Annotated in this window: 14 protein-coding genes and 1 tRNA gene; 8 read left to right on the top strand and 7 right to left on the bottom strand. The window is 67.2% G+C overall.

Features of this window, described 5'->3' with window-relative positions:
* Window positions 1-60 precede the first annotated feature (60 nt).
* Both C474_RS12270 and C474_RS12265 read left to right on the top strand, forming a co-directional pair.
* Entirely contained in the window at window positions 61-570 is a 510-nt protein-coding gene (locus tag C474_RS12270; protein ID WP_008387218.1) for a hypothetical protein, read from the top strand.
* Between the two features lie 57 nt (window positions 571-627).
* Window positions 628-701, top strand: a tRNA-Phe gene (locus C474_RS12265).
* 214 nt (window positions 702-915) lie between these two features.
* Here C474_RS12265 and C474_RS12260 read toward each other — a convergent pair.
* Window positions 916-1,695 carry a bile acid:sodium symporter family protein gene (locus tag C474_RS12260; protein ID WP_008387216.1) on the bottom strand — a complete coding sequence of 260 codons (780 nt, stop codon included), beginning with the start codon at window positions 1,693-1,695 and terminating at the stop codon, window positions 916-918.
* Between the two features lie 345 nt (window positions 1,696-2,040).
* Between C474_RS12260 and C474_RS12250 the strand changes: the two genes are divergently transcribed.
* On the top strand, window positions 2,041-2,508 hold the full coding sequence (locus C474_RS12250; RefSeq protein WP_008387213.1) for a DoxX family protein: 468 nt from the start codon (window positions 2,041-2,043) through the stop codon (window positions 2,506-2,508).
* Window positions 2,509-2,535: 27 nt separating this feature from the next.
* On the opposite strand, the gene C474_RS22375 is transcribed toward C474_RS12250, so the two are convergent.
* From C474_RS22375 to C474_RS12230, 5 genes are all read right to left on the bottom strand, one after another.
* A complete protein-coding gene (locus tag C474_RS22375) occupies window positions 2,536-2,709 on the bottom strand; it encodes an FmdB family zinc ribbon protein (protein WP_008387211.1) in 174 nt (57 codons plus the stop codon).
* 59 nt (window positions 2,710-2,768) lie between these two features.
* A complete protein-coding gene (locus tag C474_RS12245; protein ID WP_008387209.1) occupies window positions 2,769-3,557 on the bottom strand; it encodes a DUF502 domain-containing protein in 789 nt (262 codons plus the stop codon).
* A 185-nt stretch (window positions 3,558-3,742) separates the two neighbouring features.
* Entirely contained in the window at window positions 3,743-4,615 is an 873-nt protein-coding gene (locus C474_RS12240; RefSeq protein WP_008387207.1) for a DUF5995 family protein, read from the bottom strand.
* 105 nt (window positions 4,616-4,720) lie between these two features.
* Window positions 4,721-6,427 carry a histidine kinase N-terminal 7TM domain-containing protein gene (locus C474_RS12235; protein WP_008387205.1) on the bottom strand — a complete coding sequence of 569 codons (1,707 nt, stop codon included), beginning with the start codon at window positions 6,425-6,427 and terminating at the stop codon, window positions 4,721-4,723.
* Between the two features lie 110 nt (window positions 6,428-6,537).
* Window positions 6,538-7,461: a UbiA family prenyltransferase gene (locus C474_RS12230; RefSeq protein WP_008387204.1), complete on the bottom strand. Its 924-nt coding sequence runs from the start codon at window positions 7,459-7,461 to the stop codon at window positions 6,538-6,540.
* A 249-nt stretch (window positions 7,462-7,710) separates the two neighbouring features.
* Between C474_RS12230 and C474_RS12225 the strand changes: the two genes are divergently transcribed.
* The gene (locus C474_RS12225; RefSeq protein WP_008387202.1) at window positions 7,711-9,699 is read left to right on the top strand and encodes an alpha-amylase family glycosyl hydrolase; all 1,989 of its coding nucleotides are present in this window, start codon (window positions 7,711-7,713) and stop codon (window positions 9,697-9,699) included.
* A gap of 12 nt (window positions 9,700-9,711) precedes the next feature.
* Here the strand turns inward: C474_RS12225 and C474_RS12220 are convergent, their stop codons facing one another.
* A complete protein-coding gene (locus C474_RS12220) occupies window positions 9,712-10,863 on the bottom strand; it encodes an MBL fold metallo-hydrolase (RefSeq protein ID WP_008387200.1) in 1,152 nt (383 codons plus the stop codon).
* Between the two features lie 538 nt (window positions 10,864-11,401).
* Here C474_RS12220 and gvpH point away from each other — a divergent pair.
* The 4 genes from gvpH (at window position 11,402) to C474_RS12200 (ending at window position 13,797) form a co-directional block, all read left to right on the top strand.
* A complete protein-coding gene (gvpH, locus tag C474_RS12215) occupies window positions 11,402-11,893 on the top strand; it encodes a gas vesicle protein GvpH (protein ID WP_152421658.1) in 492 nt (163 codons plus the stop codon).
* Between the two features lie 268 nt (window positions 11,894-12,161).
* Window positions 12,162-12,356, top strand: coding sequence for a cold-shock protein (locus C474_RS12210; RefSeq protein ID WP_008387196.1), 195 nt, complete (start codon window positions 12,162-12,164; stop codon window positions 12,354-12,356).
* Between the two features lie 178 nt (window positions 12,357-12,534).
* Window positions 12,535-13,362, top strand: a complete 828-nt coding sequence (locus tag C474_RS12205) for an aldo/keto reductase (RefSeq protein WP_008387194.1) — start codon at window positions 12,535-12,537, stop codon at window positions 13,360-13,362.
* Between the two features lie 48 nt (window positions 13,363-13,410).
* Window positions 13,411-13,797: a VanZ family protein gene (locus C474_RS12200; RefSeq protein WP_008387192.1), complete on the top strand. Its 387-nt coding sequence runs from the start codon at window positions 13,411-13,413 to the stop codon at window positions 13,795-13,797.
* The last annotated feature ends 12 nt before the right edge of the window (window positions 13,798-13,809 follow it).

The following is a 13,809-nucleotide window of genomic DNA, read 5'->3' as shown; positions in this document are numbered from 1 at the left end:
TCGTCGAATCTGACACGCAGCCGACAACTACACCTGTCGCGGGAGTCTACTCGTATACGTATGCACCGATCATTCGCCCTCGCAATCGCGCTTCTCCTCGTCGTGTCGGGGGTCGGCGGCGCCGCGTCCGTCGCGGCGACGTCTCCCGCCCCGTCGAGTAGCGCCTCCCCACTCGCGGCGCAGCAGTCCCCCCGACAGCCCGGCGGGACGAACGCCGCGCCGACGAAGCGAAGCGACGAACAGCAGTTCGACTTCGACCTCGTCAGGACGTCGAACTGCGGAATCGCGTGCCAGGACGTGACCGTGCGAGTCACCAACATCGGAGACGACCCGGTGCGGAACGTCCGCGTCAACACGCGTCTGAAGGCCGGTAACAAGGTCGTCTGGCAGGGACGGGACGCCGCCCGGACGCTGAAGCCCGGCGAGTCGAAGACGGTGACGAAGCGCGTCCGACTGGGACCGCTCGACGCCTACCGCGTCAAGCGGAACGGCGGCGCGGTGGCCGCGGTGACGACGATAACGTGGAACGGCGGTCACGAGAGGTTCACCGAGCGCCGGAAAGTCGCGTAGGGCGCGGTGATATCACATCGAAACGCTTTTTTGAATCATCGGCCTCTCTGGAAACGCGCCGCCTTAGCTCAGACTGGGAGAGCACTCGACTGAAGATCGAGCTGTCCCCGGTTCAAATCCGGGAGGCGGCATAATTCTCTCACGCATTTACTGTTCGAGTGAGAGCACTCGACCGAATCAGGCTGTCCCCGTCGGCGCGAACGCAGTGAGCGGCAAGTTGGCGAGCTCTGCTCGCCAGAAGTTCACAATCCGGGAGGCGGCATTTTCCTGCGAACTACGAGGGAGCAAAGCAACCAATCGTGAGCGGTGAACACTCCCGGTAGTCAGTCGTCTCAATTCGGGTCTTCACCGAGGCCGGCGTAACCACCTCGCAAGCCCGGCGCTCGTGATCATCTCGACGACGCCGAACGCGACGGCGGGTATCGACGCTATCGGTGGAAGGCCGGCCGCGACGACCAACGCGGCCGCGACGGCGAAATCGCGCATTCCCACGGACAGCATCGACGCGATTCGCGTCGGTCTCGGCGCCGAATATCCGACGAGATATCCCGAGAGGTACCCGGCGCCGTTCAGGATAACGGCGCCGAAGCCGACGGCGGTCAGAAGCGGCGCGTTCGAACGGATGACCGTCGCGTTCGCGGCCGTCACCCCGCCGATGATGAGGATGACCATCAGCGCGGACACCGCCGGATAGTAGCCGTCGTAGCGGCTGATTCGGTCGGGAGCGTACGCCCGTACGCCGATTGCGATCAGCATCGGGGCGACGACTGCCACGAGGAGTTGTTCGATGATCGGTGCCGTCGGGACGTCGATTCCGCCGGCGAGGAGGGTGACCACGGCTGGGATGAACCCCACGCTTCCGACGCCGATAGCGACCAGCGCAGTCGTCGAGAGCGCCGTGTCGCCGCCGGCGAGTTCGGTCATCACCGGCGTCACGAGTTCCGGAGTCACCGCCCCGAGAATCACGAATCCGGTCGTCAGTGCCGCCGAGAGGCCGAGACCGCGGGCGACCCCGAAGGCGAGAAACGGCATCGCGACGTGCCCCGCGAGAACGAGGCCGAGCGTTCGGGCGTCGATCCGACGGAACCGCTCGGCCGAGAGCGTCAGCGAGATGCTTCCGATCATCACCGCGAGGATGAGNATGTGTATAAGAGACAGCGATGGAACCGCTCGGCCGAGAGCGTCAGCGAGATGCTTCCGATCATCACCGCGAGGATGAGCGTCGAGGCCCGCGTCACGACCGATACGCGGGGAGCGGCGATGCCGACTCCGACGGAGAGGAGAATCCACAGGAGGAGGTAGTCCTCGATCAGATCGGTCGGCGTCATCGGGCGCAATCGGTCTGTCGTCGGCACTGTCACGGTATCACTCTGTTGGCGTCGACGGCCGCCCGACGAGGGAGAGACCGAACCCCGACCGACCCGATACTGTGAAACCGATGTCTGCGTCAATTGAAACCGTGACCGAAGCATGACGCGTAACGACGATTCCCCGACGGCTCCGACCCCTCGACGAACGCGTACGCTCTCTCGCCTCAAGCGTCCGCTGCTGTACCTGATGAGCGCCTTCTACGTGTTCGCCGGCGTGATGCACTTCGTCGCGCCGGACGCGTACGAACGCGTCGTCCCGCCGCAGTTCCCCCGGCGGCGCGCCCTCGTCTACGTCTCCGGCGTCGCGGAGGTCGTTCTCGGCGTCGGCGTCTTCCTCCGACGGACGCGCCGCCGGTCGGCGTGGGGTCTCGTAGCGCTTCTGGTCGCCGTCTTCCCGGCGAACGTCTACATGGCGACGAACGAGACGCTGAACGACGTGGTTCCCGACCGTCTCGAAGGAGTCGCTCGCGTCGCGGCGTGGGTTCGGCTCCCGCTTCAGGGCGTCCTGATGCTCTGGGCGTGGTGGTACACGCGGCCGGCGTCCGAACCGTCGGGCGGGTCCCCGTAGTCTCTTTCTGCCCTCGGACCCCTCGGCTCACGTATCCGGCCGAGCGTCGAACCCCTCCACCTCCTTGACGTCCGTCGAACCGCACGCCGGGCAGTCGCTCCGAGCGGTATCGAACTCCTCGCCGCAGGAGGTACACCGGTAGCGGACCCCTCGTTCGGTGTCCGGGAACAGCATGTCCCGAACGGTGTCGAGTATTCCCACGACCGGAGTTGGCACTCAGCACACAAGTACGTTGGTGAGGTCGGAACTCCGACGACCGCTTACGAGCGCTTCGAGTCGCTCTCGGTTTCGTCTCCGTTCCTGTTCTGCGCTTCGTCCTCGTCGCGCGCGATGGCGTCTTGGAGATTGTCGATGTCGGTTATCTTCTCCAAATCCCCCATCGCCAGTTCGGTCTTCTGCTGGCTGTTGTCGCCGGTCGCGACGCCGCTGGTGAGGATGCTCCGGACGCCCTCCTCGATGGTCATGTCGACGTCGTACACCTGGTCTCGGGGGACGTGCGTAAGGAAGCCGCCGGTGACGGGGTTCGGCGCGAGGGGGATGAACATCGTCACCATCTCGTCGTGACCCGTCGTCTCCTCGACCGTCGTCGGCGACTGGGCCGTCTCGAAGCCGATGACGTAGACGTCGTCGCCCAGCAGTTGGACGAGCTTTATCTCCTGGAAGTTCTCCGCCTCCTGGTCGAGCATCACGTCGCCCATCCGGCGGAAACTCTTGTAGACGGTCCCGAGACCGGGGATGGAGGAGATAGCGAGGTCGACGAAGCTGATGACTTGCTCGCCGTAGTGGTTCCGACCGACAGAGCCGACGACGATGATGACACCGAAAAGAACCAGAACCGCCACCAGTTCGGTGAAGAAGTCGATGACCACCGGGTACATCTCCAGTTCGATGAGCAACTGGATGAAGCCGGCACTCTTGACGAACGAGATGACGCCGAGCCACTGCAGCAGGTCGATAACCGGGCGAAGCGCGTTCGTGACGAACTCGAGTGCGACGTTGAGGATGTACAGCGTGACGATGAAGGGGATGATGATACCGATACCCCTCATCAGCACGTCGAGCGTCCCTTCGTAGAGGGACTCGCCAGCCTCTTTCGCACTCGTATGGGACGGGGTGGATGAGTCCGAACCAGACATTCAAGTATCGGACCATGACACCGCACTCATATCAACGGCTCGGCTGGCGGCCGTCGAGGACACCGCCGCCGCGAGGGGCGAACGGTTCGCGAGAGCAGTCAGCGATCCTCGCCCGCGGTGCGTTCGAGCGTCCGCAGCGATTCGTGGACACGGTCGCTCGCCCGCGAGGAGAGGATGAGATGTGCGGCCCCCGTCGAGGTGACGGCGTTCGTCCAGCGTGCCAGTCGCCGCCGCGCGCCGAAACGGGAGCGAAGCGCGACGGCCGTTCGCCACGCGCTGTCGCGGCACTCGTCGACGGTGAACACGAGAAACCGCTCGTCGAACGACCCGAGCGACTCGTCGAGCATCCGGAGTCCGGCGGCGTCCCGCGCTGCCAGCGCGTCCTGCGTTTCGTCGACGACGTCACGGATGACGTCGGTAACAGCGCGGTGGTCGGCGCGCTTCGCCGCCCGGTCGGGGTCGACGCCGACCGCGGCCACCGCCAGCGAGAGGTCGTAGTTGATGTGGGCGTTCACACCGAGCGCCGTGTCCTGGAGAACGAGCGAGTCGCCGCGTTCGGCGGCGTCGAACGCCAGCAGCCACGGGTCGGCCAGCGACGAGAGGTTCCCGGACTCGTAGTCGTGGATGGCCTCCCGGTAGAGGTTCGCGAAGGCGACGAGGTAATCGTGGACCCACTCGGGATCCTCGAACTCCTCGCGGCGGACGCGTGCCGCGACGGCGCCGGTCATCCGGACGTACACCGAGAGGAACGCCGCCCGGCGGTCTCTGCGCGCCTCGAACGCGGCGCAGAGCGCCCGCAGTCGATCGTGCGCCTCGGCGGCGTCGACGTACGGTTCGGCCGAGAGCGCCAGCAACTCGGAGTCCCCCCGGCGGGCGGGAGCCGTCGGTGGTCGCCTGCGAACGCCCTCGGCGGCGGCGCGGAACCGCCTGCGGCGCCGCGCGGGGCCGCTCGACCGCACGGTTGGTCCCATACCGCGGAGAGTATTCGTCCGACGGCATAACCGTTCACTCGGCGGTGCGTTCGTGCGGGAACCAGCGTTGGACGTCAGTCTCGTTCTCGGGACTGGTCTGAGGCCTCACCTCAGCCGGTCCCCGTCCGACGGTCTCCCGTTCGCGACGGACCGATCATCGGCGCTCCGGTCGAGCAGAGGGACCTCGACGGTGACGACCGATCCCGTCGGATCGTTCTCGGCGAAGCGGACATCTCCGCCCGCTATCTCGGCGCCCCACTTGACGATCCAGAGTCCGAGACCGCTTCCGTGCACCAGCGCGCTCTCGGTGCCCTCCTCCAACACTTGGAGTTCGTAGTCGTCGATACCGGGGCCGTCGTCGGCGACGCTAACGAGGACGCGGTCGCCCTCGATGCGGGTCGTCACCCGGACGCGCGGACGGTCGCAGGGGTTGTGCTCGACGGCGTTGGCGAGGACGTTCGAGAAGACGGGGGTGAGCAGTCCCGCGACGGCGACGTCCTCCTCGGGCAGGTCGCAGTCGACGACGGCCTCGGGGTGCGACTCGCGGACGCCGTCGACGCACCGTTCGAGCAGGCGGGCGAGCGGTTTCGGCTCGCCGTCCTCGCGCCCTTCGTCGAACAGTTCGATGGCCTCGCGCCCCTTCCGCCCTATCTCCTCGATTCGGAGCGCTCGCCGCTTGACCACGCGGGCGTCCTCGTCGTCGGCGAAGCGGTCGACGTAGCCGTGAATGACGTTCGTCTCGGTGCGGATGTTGTGCCGGAGGATGCGGTTCAGCACCTCGAGTCGCTGCTGTTGGCGCAGGTGCTTGCTGATGTCGTGGAAGGTGACGACCCGACCGATGGGAACGCCGCGGACGTTGGTGATACCCGTCACCGTCACGTCGTAGGGGTGGCCGCCGCTCGCGTCGCCGACGGTCAAGTGACCGGACAGCGCCCCCTCCTCTGGGAACCGCTCGTACTCCGGGATGACGGTTCCAGCGGGCGAACCGAGCACCTCGCTCGCGGTCACGCCGAGGATGTCGATGCCGCTGTCGTTGATGTCGACGATGTGGTCGTTGATGTCGACGACGACGGCCCCCTCCTGCATCCGGTCGAAGAGGAACTGCCGGGCGCGCTTCTTCGGGGCCGGACTCGTTCCGAGCAGTCGGAACCGGGTGAGCGCGCCGAGGTAGATGACGCCGGACAGCGAGAACGCGACGGGCGTCGGGTCGACAGCACCCACCGGGAGCACCCCAACGATGAAGAGGGCGTTGGTGACCCACGGCGCGAGCAGGCCGACCACGAGGGCTATCCCCTGACTGCGGAACGTGACCGCCTCGCTGGCGAGGAGGTCGACGAGCAGGATGACCCCCGAGAGACCGAGGAGGTAGGTGTACCCCGCGATGAACCAGTACCAGAGACCGCCCTCGCGGATTTCGACGGCGCCGGACGCGGTGGTGTACACCCGCGCGTACAGCAGGTCGTGGAAGCCGCCGGTTGCGGCGAGGAGGACGGTGACGGCGGGGACGAGAGAGAGGAGGACGACGTAGCGGGGGCGGGCGAACTGGTCGCGGCCGGTGTACTCTAAGGCGAACAGGAGCCACGCGACGGGGATGATGACGACGCCGACCCAACTGAAACGCAGCCAGAACAGTTTCGAGGCGACGCCGGTCGCCTGCAGTTGGAACACTATTGACACCGACCAGACACACTGACCGAGCAGCAGTCCGGCGAGCGGCGTCGCCCCCGGTTCCGGTCGCTCTCGCCACGCGAGCACCGCCGCCGCTGCGCCGACGGCGACCGAGACGAATAGGAGGGGCACGAGCAAGTTCACGGGAACGTCGATACGGCACACATCCCGTTCAGTCCATATGAAGTATCCGGCGAAGCGTGAAAGTCACCGACGAGGCGAAAACTGGCGCTTCGCCGACAGTTTTCTCCGACTCAGACGCCGAACGCGAGGACGACGGCCAGGACGACCAGTGCCTTCAGTTCGCCGGCGATAGCGAGACGGCTATACGCCTCCGTTCGTCCGACGAAGGCGGTCACGGCGAGGGTGTACGCCAGGCCGGCGAGAACGCCGCCGGCGAGGGCCGCAGAGAGCAGTCCCTCGAAGAACGCCCACGCGACGAAGACGCCCAGAGACGCCTCGACGGCGTAGAGGATTCGCCGCGTGCGGGCGACGCCGAACACCACCGGAAGCGTCGAGACGCCGATGGCCGCGTCGGCGTGCCTGTCTCCGACGTTCGGTATCTCCGTGTTGACGAACGTGTCGACGAAGAAGTAGGTAAACACGACGGCGGCCGTCGCAGTCGGCGCCGCGCCGGCGAAGGCGAGGGGGAGGCCGAGCAGCGCGACGGCCCACGCGCCGGCGACGACGCCGGAGTTGACGAGGAGGACGTCCTTCAGCCGGGTGAGGCGGGCGCCCACGGACGGGAGCCAGTCGGAGGCGTACAGCACCCAGAACGCGCCGGGGAGGAGCGTGATGGCCAGCGCGAGCGGTCCGGCCGTCAGCGAGAGCGCCAGCGCGAGGCCGTACGCCGCCGCCGAGAGCGTCGAGAGCGTCCGCCCGTGTCGGCGCACGAACGCCGACTGGTCGGGGTTCGACAGTTCGTCGGTGTCCGCGTCGGCGACTCGGTCGCCCACGTAGACGGCGAACGTGACGAGTCCGACGACGACGGGTGCGAGAGACAGCGGGAGCGAGAGCGCGACCATCGCGGTCAGCACCTCCGCCACCGCGACGACGACGAGGTAGAGGGAACTGTAGACGAGGAGGTCCTTCAGTCGTCCGTAGCGTTCCGAGACCGCGTGTTGTAACCGACCGATACCGTCCGCGGATGCGGACGCAGGGTAGGATTCGTTGGACATGGGTTGGGTTGGTTCGGGAACCGCGCGGCCGACCCGACACGGTTACCGATGCCCTAATCCCATGACATGACCGTTTAGTTACTGGTCGCATATCCGAACGGCCACAATCCTTAACTACGAGTTTAGCCCGCTAAACGAGACAATGTACCCGGAAGAGCGTGTTAGATACGGCGTCAGCGCGTCTACACCGGGCTAATCGGCCGGCACATTTTTTCTCGTTTCCGGCTAGTTACGAGGTATTCGATCACCATGAGCAGTGGATTCCCCGACGTTCGAGAAGGCAGCGTCCTTCGCGTCCCGGCGCTAGACGCAGAGCGTGTAGAGTTGCGGTTCGCGCCGGTGCTCGCGCGCGACCGGTTCGACCCGGGCGAGTGGCGCCGCGAGGACCTCTCGGCCGACCCCGAGGCGGACGAGTGGTACCGGATCGACCTCGACGACCTCGACCTCCCGGACGGGCGGTACGAGTACGAGTTCGTCGTCCACCGCGACGGCGAGGACGACCCCGTCGTCGCGGCGGACCCGTTCGCAGAGGAGATAACGCGGTTCCGGGGACACCGCGGCGCGTTCCGCATCAGGGACGGCGAGCGGTTTCGCCCGCCGTTCTCCTGGGAGGACGAACTGGTCCCGCCGGACGGCGAGGAGGGCGAGAAGCGCTCGCTCCCGGCGAACGAGGAACTGGTCGTCTACGAACTGCCGCTTCGGTGGGCAGCCTCCGTCTCCGGCGAGCACCGGCGGGACGTGCCCGACGGCGACTTCCAGACGCTCCTGACCGACCACCTCGACCGACTGGCGGACCTCGGCGTCAACGCCATCGAACTGCTGCCGATACAGGACGCCCCCGTCAGCATCAACTGGGGGTACGGGACGCGCTTCTTCTTCGCTCCCGACCTCGACTTCGGCGGCCCCGTCGACGCGAAGTTCCTGATCAAAGCCTGCCACCGGCGCGGCATCCGCGTGCTGATGGACGTGGTGATGAACCACGCGACCGAGACGCCGTTGGAGGCGCTGGCGGGCGAGCGGTTCTTCCTCGACCCCGAGGAGGACCCCGACCGACCTCAGTGGGGCGGCCGCCGGTTCGACTTCGAGGCGACCGTCGACGGCTACCACCCCGCGCGGGAGTTCTGCCACCGGATGGCCGAGTTCTGGATCGAGGAGTACCACGTCGACGGCTTCCGGATTGACGAGTTCAAGGGCATGGACCACCGCGCGTTCGTCCAGGAGTTCCGGGACCGAGCGTGGGCGGTGCAAGAGGAGGCGTTCCCGGACCGCCCGTTCTTCGTCGTCGCGGAGGACTCGTGGGGGCGGACCGAAATCGTCCGCGACGACGAGGCCAATCCCGACGACCGGAGCGTGGTCGACGGCATGTGGAACTTCGACTACCGGGACGAGGCCCGCCGGTTCCTCCGCGACGGCGTCGAGAGCAAACCCGAGGAACCGACGCGGACCGACCGCGCCCGCGCCCTCGTGACCGGCGACCGGACGTGGGACGACCGGGAGGGGGCGTTCGAGGAGGGGTTCGGCGACCTCTCGAAGGCCGTGAACTACCTCACCTCCCACGACATCGGCGAACCGCACGAACGGCGGTTGATGAACCTCTTCTTCGGCGACCTCGTGGAGGCCGAGGGGCTGGGAGACGGCTCCGTCGAGAACGTCCAGTACCTCCTCGACGATATCGCCACCGCCGGGCCGAGGGTGCGGATGGACGCCCACACGGAGGCGCTCGACCGGGTCCGGGGCTCGTTCGCTCTCCTCCTCACGTCCGTCGGCGTGCCGATGTTCCTCGCGGGCGAGGAGTTCGGGGAGATACACGACCTCGACTACGGCCACTGGCAGCGCCAGATGGAAGACCCCATCCGGTGGCACCGCCGCGAGTATCCGGGGCACGAGGACCTCCTGGCGAGCGTCCGCGACCTCATCCACCTGCGGACCTCGACGGAGGCGCTACAGCGCGAGGAGACCGACCTCTTCTACACCCACCACGAGTTCGACGACCCGGACGCGGCCCGCGTGTTCGCGTACTGTCGGACCGCCGGCCGCGAACTCGGAAGCGAGGGGCAGGTCGTCGTCGTCGCCAACCTCGGCCCGCAGGAGTTCGAGGGGTACGAACTGCCGTGGGAGTGGGGGGACGCCGCCGAACGCGGCGAGTCGCTCCGCGGGTCGGCACCCGAGTTCGACTCCGAGACGGGCGAAGCGACGATGTCGCTGGCCCCGTTTCAGGTGCGCGTGTTCTCGACCTGACGCCGCGCGCCCCTACGCCGCGCAGTTGTTCGCGCCGGTCTCCAACTGCGTGGCCTCGCGGTCGGTCCCGTACGACTCGCGGCCGGCGTTGATGGCGATGACCGTCTCGTAGTTGGCGGGCTTCTCCGGCACGTTCTCGACCATGCGCTCGACGAACGCCTCGCGGTCGAGTCCGACGAGGTCGAGGTGCGACGCCACGTCGCCGAGCGACGCGGCGACCGGTTCGCCGGGCGACCCGTTCGCGTACTGTCCGTCGCTTTCGACGGTGACGTGGCCGGGGAGGACCGTCAGGTCGTCGGGGAGTTCCAACAGGGTGTCGTGGAGCGTGTCGTACGCCATCTCCGCGCCCTCCTCGGCCCCCTCCTCGCCGAACTCCAGTTCGGTCCGACCCACTGAGTCGACGAACAGGGCGTCGCCCGTGAGGACCGCCCTGTCGCCGACGCGGTAGGCGACCATCTCGGAGGTGTGTCCGGGCGCCGCGAGGACCGTCAGGTCGACGTCGCCGACGGGGAGGACGTCACCCTCCTCGACGGCGTCGAAGGCGAGGTCGAGGTCGCGGTCCGCCGCGCGGGCGCCGAGGTGGTACGGCACGCCCAATCGGTCGGCGAGTTTGCGCCCGCCGGAGATGTGGTCGGCGTGCACGTGCGTGTCGAGGACGCGCGTTATCTCCCATCCGCGCTCCGCGGCGGCGACGACGTACTGCTCGACGTGCCGGGTCGGGTCGACGACGGCCGCCTCGCCGTCCGACCCGACGAGGTAGCTCAGACAGCCCTTGCCGCGCCGCTGGAACTGGACGACGTCGACGTCGGCGTCGGTGTCGGTGTCGACCCCCGCATCGGCGCGTTCGTACAGGTCGTTCCAGTCGCGCATCCCGCCCTTCACGACCCGAACGTCCTCGTAGCCGGCGGCGTCGAGTTCCGCACCGAGCGCCGCCGAGGTGGCGGCCTTGCCGCAGATGACGGTTATCGGCCCGCCGTCGACTAGAGCGTCTATCTCGGACGTTAGGTCGTCGTCGAGCGTCTCGGTGAGCCCGAAGGGAACGTTCACCGCGCCGGGGACGTGCCACGCCTCGTAACTGTCCGCCGGGCGCGTGTCGAGTATCGTCCCCGTCTTCCCTCGGTCGATGGCGTCTGCGAGTTCGCGAGCGGTTATCTTCGCGTACATGGTTCGTCCCCAAGATTCGTCTCCGGGCGGAATAAGTCTTGCGAGAAATACGCAATTCTATCTGAGAGACACGCTGAGAGCCCGCCGATGGAACCGGCTTTAGAGGAGCCGTAGCAGTGGTTCGATACCGAAGGAAGGAATAACAGTGCGGATCGCGGAATCGGGTCGTTCAAGGAGCGATCACGACCGAACCGGCCGCTACAGGATCGACCGGATCAGCCGGAGCGGGAAGGTGATGATGGCGATGATGAGGTTGATGACGCCACGGAGCGCCGAACGGATGGTTCCGAGCATAGGCGTCGATACCGCCCCGCGCCCAGTAGCCGTTGGGGCTACACACGTCGGGTGAGGCGAAGTCGGCGGGGTCGACCGACCGAACGCGCGGCCCTCAGGGTTCGGCGCCCGTCGGTTGGGCGAGCGAGGTAGACGCGTTCGTTCCGCCGGAGACGGTCGTCCGCGCCCTTCGTCAAGGGGCGTCGTGCTTTTCCCCGCGCGGGACCTACGAACGTTCGAAGCGCGGTCGGCGAGGTTCGACATCATGACACGTTCACACCGAGACGACGACGACGACGACCAGCACGGACCCGACGACGAGCGACCGCGAACGCACATCGACATCAACTTCTCAGTGACCGACCTCCTGAGCGACCTTCTGAGCGAGGCGAAGCGGGACTCGAACCGGCACTCGCTCAGCGAGCGACCGAGCGGTCGACCGAGTCGTGTGGGTCCCGGCGCGCAGCGACGGTCCGACGGGACCGCCGACCGCGAGCAGACGGACGCGCCGGCCGACTATCACGTCGACCACCACCGCGAGGGGGACGAACTGACCATCGTCGCCGACCTGGCGGGCGCCGAACACGAGGACGTAACCGCCGGTATCAGCCCGGACCGCGGCGAGTTCGTCGTCGCCGTCGACGAACGCGTCGCCGAACGGGTGCCGCTCCCGTGGGACCCCGTCGAAGTGGTCGAGACGACGTTCAACAACGGCGTCCTGCAGGTTCGGCTTCGCCCGGTCGACGGCGAGGCGTGAGGCGGGAAGAGGCAGGACCGACCGACGACCGACGGCTTTTCTCGCGCGAGCGCACCCGTCTCCAGTGAACCGGCTTCAGCCCCGGTTTCGTGGCGGTCGTGGCGGCGCTGGGGCGGTCGCGTGCCGTGTGGTTAGACACCACACTTCAGAGGATCGATTCGTCCGTTTGAGGCCCACACGACCCCCTAATAGTCCCGATTTTCGTTCTCCAATCCGAGCGTTCGGTCTCGGAAAGGTTATCAGTGGGGAACGGCTTAATCCAGAGGCTATGGCAAAAGGCAAAGTCGACTTCTTCAACGACACGGGCGGCTACGGATTCATAGAGACCGAGGACCACGACGAGGACGTTTTCTTCCACATGGAAGATGTCGGCGGCCCGGACCTCGAAGAGGGTACGGAGATCGAGTTCGAGATCGAGGACGCCCCCAAGGGCCCCCGAGCGAAGAACGTCACCCGCCTGTAAGTCGACGACGAATTCGGACAACGTAGCGGACGGAGGCTGACGACGCCGCGGTCGATTGAGTTCGGTCCGTATGCGGCAGTTCTCTGAACTACTCATCTTTCTGAGCGGTGCGGTTCCGTGAGCGGTCGCGGCGTCGCCAGCCAGTACGTTCAGGCCCCCGCCAAGCGTAGCTACCGGCATGTCCGACGAGATGGAATACTGCGACGTGCGCGGCGCGCGCGTCCCGAAGGTCGGTCTCGGGACGTGGCGACTGTCCGGCGAGGAGTGCTACGACGCCGTGTCGACGGCGCTCGAACTCGGCTACCGCCACGTCGACACCGCGCAGATGTACGACAACGAGTCCGAGGTGGGCCGCGCGCTGTCAGACGCCGACGCGGACCGAAGAGACGTGTTCCTGACGACGAAGGTGAACCCGCGGAACGCCGACCGCGACGGCCTCATCGAGTCCGCGAAGGCGAGTCTCGACCGCCTCGACACGCCGTACGTCGATTTGTTGCTTCTCCACTGGCCGAACCCGCTGGTCCGGGTCGAAGAGACGATGGGCGCGATGAAGGAACTGGTCGACGAGGGGCGCGTCCACCACGTCGGCGTGAGCAACTTCCCGGTCCCGATGCTGAAGAAGGCCCGCGAGGCGTCCGAGGTCCCAATCCTGACGAATCAGGTGCAGTTCCACCCGCACCGACCGCAACGGAAGCTCCTCCGGTACTGTCAGAGCGAGGAGCTGTTGCTCACGGGCTACAGCCCGCTGGCGCAGGGTGACCTCGTCGACGACGGGACGCTCCGCGAAATCGGCGAGCGGTACGACAAGACGCCGGCGCAGGTGGCGCTCCGCTGGGCAACCCAGCACCGGAACGTCGCCGTCGTCCCGAAGTCCACCAGCCGCGACCACCTCGCGGACAACCTCGCCGTCTTCGACTTCAAACTCACCCGCGAGGAGATAGACGAAATCACTCGCCCCTCGCTGCTGAAGACGGGCACGTCGATGGTCAAGGGGATGCTGCGGTAGCCGGCGGGAAAGAGAAACGCTGAGGCGGCCGCGGCGACGAGTGCGCCCGTGAGCGCTCCCGAGCAACTCCGCCGCGTCGCCCCCCTCGTCGCCTGGAGCCTCTGCGTCGTCGTCGCCTCCGCCGCGACGCCACCCGGCGACGGACTCGGGGCCGCGGGTCCGCTCGGACTCGGCGTCGACAAGTGGGTCCACCTCGGGGCGTACGCGGTGACGGCGTGTCTCGCGGCGTTCGCGCTCCGCGCGCGAGACGTTCGAAGGCTGGCGCTCGCCGTCCTCGTCGCCGTCGCCCTCGGCGGCGGCGCGGAACTGCTGCAGGCGACGCTGCCGACGCGCGACGCCAGCCTCGCCGACGCCGCGGCGAACGCCGTCGGTGCGGTGCTCGGAGCAGCGGTGTACGCCGTCAGACGCGCCCGGACAAGCGAGCGCGAACGGTGAAGCCAACCGACC

It is taken from the genome of Halogeometricum pallidum JCM 14848, from assembly GCF_000337095.1.
GTDB lineage: Archaea > Halobacteriota > Halobacteria > Halobacteriales > Haloferacaceae > Halogeometricum > Halogeometricum pallidum.
Note: the sequence above shows the minus strand (reverse complement) of the source record. Positions and strands in the feature narration are given on the sequence as shown.

Excerpts from the sequence above, each read along its gene's own strand:
- C474_RS12270 (WP_008387218.1), top strand. The coding sequence starts at position 61 with ATGCACCGATCATTCGCCCTCGCAATCGCGCTTCTCCTCGTCGTGTCG.
- C474_RS12260 (WP_008387216.1), bottom strand. The coding sequence starts at position 1,695 with ATGATCGGAAGCATCTCGCTGACGCTCTCGGCCGAGCGGTTCCGTCGG.
- C474_RS12250 (WP_008387213.1), top strand. The coding sequence starts at position 2,041 with ATGACGCGTAACGACGATTCCCCGACGGCTCCGACCCCTCGACGAACG.
- C474_RS12245 (WP_008387209.1), bottom strand. The coding sequence starts at position 3,557 with ATGAGGGGTATCGGTATCATCATCCCCTTCATCGTCACGCTGTACATC.
- C474_RS12240 (WP_008387207.1), bottom strand. The coding sequence starts at position 4,615 with ATGGGACCAACCGTGCGGTCGAGCGGCCCCGCGCGGCGCCGCAGGCGG.
- C474_RS12230 (WP_008387204.1), bottom strand. The coding sequence starts at position 7,461 with ATGTCCAACGAATCCTACCCTGCGTCCGCATCCGCGGACGGTATCGGT.
- C474_RS12225 (WP_008387202.1), top strand. The coding sequence starts at position 7,711 with ATGAGCAGTGGATTCCCCGACGTTCGAGAAGGCAGCGTCCTTCGCGTC.
- C474_RS12220 (WP_008387200.1), bottom strand. The coding sequence starts at position 10,863 with ATGTACGCGAAGATAACCGCTCGCGAACTCGCAGACGCCATCGACCGA.
- gvpH (WP_152421658.1), top strand. The coding sequence starts at position 11,402 with ATGACACGTTCACACCGAGACGACGACGACGACGACCAGCACGGACCC.
- C474_RS12210 (WP_008387196.1), top strand. The coding sequence starts at position 12,162 with ATGGCAAAAGGCAAAGTCGACTTCTTCAACGACACGGGCGGCTACGGA.
- C474_RS12205 (WP_008387194.1), top strand. The coding sequence starts at position 12,535 with ATGTCCGACGAGATGGAATACTGCGACGTGCGCGGCGCGCGCGTCCCG.